The 4,379-nt window shown below is 66.5% G+C and carries 6 protein-coding genes; all 6 read left to right on the top strand.

Annotated elements, in window-relative coordinates; genetic code table 11:
* The coding region (locus AC1DSN_RS18960) for a riboflavin synthase (RefSeq protein WP_477332215.1) at positions 1 to 563 on the top strand (563 nt) is incomplete at its 5' end.
* A 12-nt stretch (positions 564 to 575) separates the two neighbouring features.
* Positions 576 to 1,667, top strand: a complete 1,092-nt coding sequence (gene ribB, locus AC1DSN_RS18965) for a 3,4-dihydroxy-2-butanone-4-phosphate synthase (RefSeq protein WP_477332217.1) — start codon at positions 576 to 578, stop codon at positions 1,665 to 1,667.
* Positions 1,667 to 2,599 (top strand): muramoyltetrapeptide carboxypeptidase, encoded by a 933-nt coding sequence (gene ldcA / locus AC1DSN_RS18970; protein WP_477293672.1) that lies wholly within the window; start codon positions 1,667 to 1,669, stop codon positions 2,597 to 2,599. Before ribB ends, ldcA begins: the two co-directional genes overlap by 1 nt.
* Positions 2,600 to 2,640: 41 nt before the next feature.
* Positions 2,641 to 3,108 (top strand): 6,7-dimethyl-8-ribityllumazine synthase, encoded by a 468-nt coding sequence (gene ribH, locus AC1DSN_RS18975; protein ID WP_213948619.1) that lies wholly within the window; start codon positions 2,641 to 2,643, stop codon positions 3,106 to 3,108.
* Complete coding sequence (nusB, locus tag AC1DSN_RS18980) at positions 3,105 to 3,554, top strand: transcription antitermination factor NusB (protein ID WP_063573523.1); 450 nt, start codon at positions 3,105 to 3,107, stop codon at positions 3,552 to 3,554. The genes ribH and nusB overlap by 4 nt, the downstream gene beginning before the upstream one ends.
* 35 nt (positions 3,555 to 3,589) lie before the next feature.
* The coding region (thiL, locus tag AC1DSN_RS18985) for a thiamine-phosphate kinase (protein WP_477332219.1) at positions 3,590 to 4,379 on the top strand (790 nt) is incomplete at its 3' end.

The following is a 4,379-nucleotide window of genomic DNA, read 5'->3' on the forward strand; positions in this document are numbered from 1 at the left end:
ACACCGCCGCGCTCGACATGGCCGATGTCGCCCTGGGCGACAGCATCTCGGTTTCCGGCGTCTGCCTGACCGTGATCGACTTCGACACGACGAGCTTCGCCGCCGACGTTTCCAACGAAACCCTCGCCCACACCACGCTCGGCAAGCACAAGGCCGGCGATACCGTGAACCTGGAGAAGGCCTTGCGCCTGGCCGACCGCCTCGGCGGTCATCTGGTCTCCGGTCACGTGGACGGCGCGGGCAAGGTCGTTTCCGTCGTTCCGGACGGCCGCTCGCTGCGCTGGACCTTCGAAGTTCCCAGCGACATCGCGCGCTACATCGCGCACAAGGGTTCGGTCTGCATCGACGGGACCAGCCTCACGGTGAACGAAGTCAACGGCAATCGCTTCGGAGTGAACCTTATCCCCCATACGGTGGAACATACGACGTTCGCCGCGCGTCGCCCCGGCGATGGCGTGAACATCGAGGTGGACGTGGTCGCGCGCTACATCGAACGCCTGCTTTCCAGTGGTGACACCCCGCGCCTCGACGAGGCCTTCCTGAAGCAACACGGCTTCGTCTGACCCGGACCTCCCATGCCATTCAATACGATTCCCGAGATTCTCGAAGACCTCCGCCAGGGCCGCATGGTCGTCATCCTCGATGACGAGGACCGCGAAAACGAAGGCGATATCGTCATGGCCGCCGAGAAGGTGCGCCCCGAGGACGTCAACTTCATGGTCCGCGAAGCGCGCGGCCTGCTGTGCCTCACGCTCACCGAGAAGCACACGCGCCAGCTCGGCCTCAAGCCGATGGTCAGCGACAACAACTCGCCGTACCACACCAACTTCACGGTCTCGATCGAGGCCGCCGAAGGGGTGACGACGGGCATCTCCGCGCACGATCGCGCGCGCACGATCCAGGTGGCGGCGGCAGCGGATGCGAAGCCCGCGGACATCACCATGCCCGGGCATATCTTTCCCCTCACCGCGCAGGCGGGTGGCGTGCTCAGCCGTGCCGGCCATACCGAAGCCGGCTGCGACCTGGCCACTCTCGCCGGAATGCAGCCGTCGTCGGTGCTCATCGAGATCCTGCACGACGATGGCTCGATGGCACGGCGTCCGGAGCTCGAGATCTTCGCGGCGAAGCACGGCCTGAAGATCGGCACGATCGCCGACCTTATCCGCTACCGCCTCGAGACCGAGAAGACGATCGAGCGGGTACACGAAGAAGACGTCGACACCGAGTTCGGTCCGTTCCGCCTGGTCGCCTATCGCGATGTCATCCGTCACGGCCTGCACTTCGCCCTGGTCCGGGGCGACGTGACCGACGGCGAGCCGGTGCTCACCCGCGTGCATGTGCGCAACACGCTATCGGATGTCCTCCACCTCAAGCGCGACGACCTCGGACAGACGGTCACCGAAGCGCTGCGCAAGATCGACGCCGAGCAGCGCGGCGTCCTGGTGGTGCTCTCAGGTGCCGATGCACCCGAGGCACTGCTGGCGCGCCTCAGGCGTGACGCAGCACCGATGCCGGCCCCGAAAGACGACCAGGAATGGCGGCAGACCGGCCTCGGCGCGCAGATCCTCGCGGATCTTGGCGTCAAGCGTCTCCGCGTCATCGGCACGCCGCGTAAGCTTGTCGGCATCGCGGGCTTCGGCCTGGAAGTGGTGGAGCAAGCTGGCTGATGACCCCGAGTTACGATATTCGCCTGATCGCGCCGTCCGGTTACCCACACAACCCCGAAGCCATGGCTCGTGGCATCGCGCGACTGGAAGAGGCCGGCCACAACGTGCAGGGCAAGAACGTGCTCGAACGCCGCGAGCTGCGCTTTGCAGGTAGCGACGCCGAGCGCGCCGCGGACATCAACGCGCTGGCGGACACGTCAAAACCCTTGCCGGATGTCGCCCTGGCGATCCGCGGCGGCTACGGTGCCCACCCGCTGCTGCCCTTGCTCGACTACGACGGCCTGCGCCAGCGTCTCGGGGACGCCCCGCTGGCCCTGGTCGGACACAGCGATTTCACCGCCCTGCAGTGCGCGCTGTTTGCCCGAAGTGGGCTGGTGACCCTGGGTGGCCCCATGCTGGGCGCGGATTTCGGTGCACCCGAACTCGATGCGCAGACCTGGGAGCACTTCTGGGCCACGCTGGCGGCCGACGAAGGCCGTGCCACGTGGGACGCACCGGAAACCGAGGCCCTCGATGTCGAAGGGACGGTATGGGGTGGCAACCTGGCGATGCTCACCAGCCTCATCGGCTCGCCCTTCTTCCCCCGGATCGAGGGCGGCATCCTCTTCATCGAGGACATCGCCGAGCCGGCCTACCGGGTCGAGCGGATGCTCTATCACCTGTTCCACGCTGGCGTGCTGGCGCGGCAGAAGGTGCTGGTCATCGGCGACTTCACCAGCTACCGGACCACCGAATACGACAACGGCTACGACCTGGACGCCACCTTCGAGCGGATTGCCGCCGTCGCGGGCATCCCGATCGTCCGTGGCCTGCCGTTCGGCCACGATGCGGCCAAGTTCACCCTGCCTTTTGGCGCCCCAGGGCGGCTCGTCGTCGCCGATGGGACCGCCGTGCTCACCTTCAGCGGCCACCCCAGGCCGAAAACCCCGTAAAATAACCGGCCGCCAGCGGCCCGCCCGCCACAGGACTACCCATGAAGATCATCGAAGGCGATTTCGCCACCCCCAAGGGCCGCTTCGCCATCGTTGCCGGTCGTTTCAACGCGTTCGTCGTCGAGCCGCTGGTCGAGGGCGCGCGCGACGCGCTGGTTCGCCACGGCGTGAAAGAGGACGCGATCGACCTGATCCGCGTCCCCGGCGCGTTCGAAATCCCGCAGGCGGCCTACAAGATCGCCAGTTCGGGCAAGTACGCCGCCGTGCTCGGTCTGGGCGCGGTCATTCGCGGCTCCACTCCCCACTTCGACTACGTCGCCGGCGAAGCCGCCAAGGGCCTCGGCCAGGCCGCGTACGCGTCCGGCGTGCCGGTGTCGTTCGGCGTCCTCACGACCGACAGCATCGAGCAGGCCATTGAGCGCGCTGGCACCAAGGCAGGCAATAAGGGTGTCGACGCGGCCATGGTCGCGATCGAGATGGTGAACCTCTACGCGAAGCTCGGTAAATGAACAACACACCTCCGCACGGTATCGACCTCGCTGCGCGCTCGCGTGCGCGTCGCCGCGCGCTCCAGGCGCTGTATGCCTGGCAGGTCGGTGGCAGCAAGATGGGTAACGTCATCGAGCAGTTTCGCCACGAGCAGGACATGGTCGTCGCTGACCTCGAGTACTTCGAGGACATCCTGCGCGGCGTGGAGAAGCACGTGAAGGAACTCGACGACGGCATCAAGCCGTTTGTCGACCGTGAAGTCTCGCAGATCGATCCCATCGAGCTGTCGGCCCTGCGCATGGGCGCTTATGAACTGAAGTACCGCCCTGACGTGCCGTACCGCGTCGTGATCAACGAGGCCGTCGAAGCCACCAAGCGCTTCGGCGCGGATCATGGCCACAGCTATGTGAACGGTGTGCTCGACAAACTCGCCACACATTGGCGTACGGCCGAGAAGCGATCCTGATCGTGCCGCGAATCCTCGCGGGCTAAGGAACCTGCATGGAATTCGACCTGATCGACCGCATTCGCCGGCATAYCGACGTCCACCGTGACGACGTGCTGACCGGCATCGGCGACGACGCTGCCGTCGTCGCCACACCGGCCGGCCGGGAGCTGGCTATTGCCGTGGATACCCTCGTCGAGGGTGTCCATTTTCCCGTGGGGACCGCCGCCGCCGATATCGGCTGGAAGGCGCTCGCGGTGAATCTCTCCGACCTCGCCGCCATGGGTGCCACGCCGGCGTGGGCACTCCTTGCGCTTACCCTCCCCGATAGCGACGAAGCGTTTGTCGACGAACTCGCGCGCGGTTTCGCCGAGCTCGCTACGCCACTGCGCCTTGCCCTCATCGGCGGTGACACCACGCGGGGTCCGCTCACCGTCACGGTGGCCGTGCACGGCTTTACCGCTCCGGGCGAAGCGCTGCTGCGCTCCGGCGCACGCGTGGGTGACGTCGTGATGGTCACCGGCACGCTCGGCGACGCAGCCGCCGGTCTTCGTTGCCTCGCCGAGGCGGATGCCTCGCCTTACGTGGCGCTCATCGAGCGCCTCAACCGACCCACGCCGCGCGTGGCCGCCGGTAACGGTCTGCGTGGCATCGCGACGGCATGCATCGATGTTTCAGACGGCCTCGTGGCCGACCTCGGGCATATTTGCAAGGCCAGCGGTGTCGGCGCCGAAATCGATGCGGCCATGCTGCCTCGCTCGTCCGCGCTGCTCACCCACTTCGAGGATGCGGACACGATCGATTTCGCACTGTCTGGCGGAGACGACTACGAGCTCTGCTTTACCG

Source organism: Luteibacter sp. P4_D7_3 (assembly GCF_056401735.1).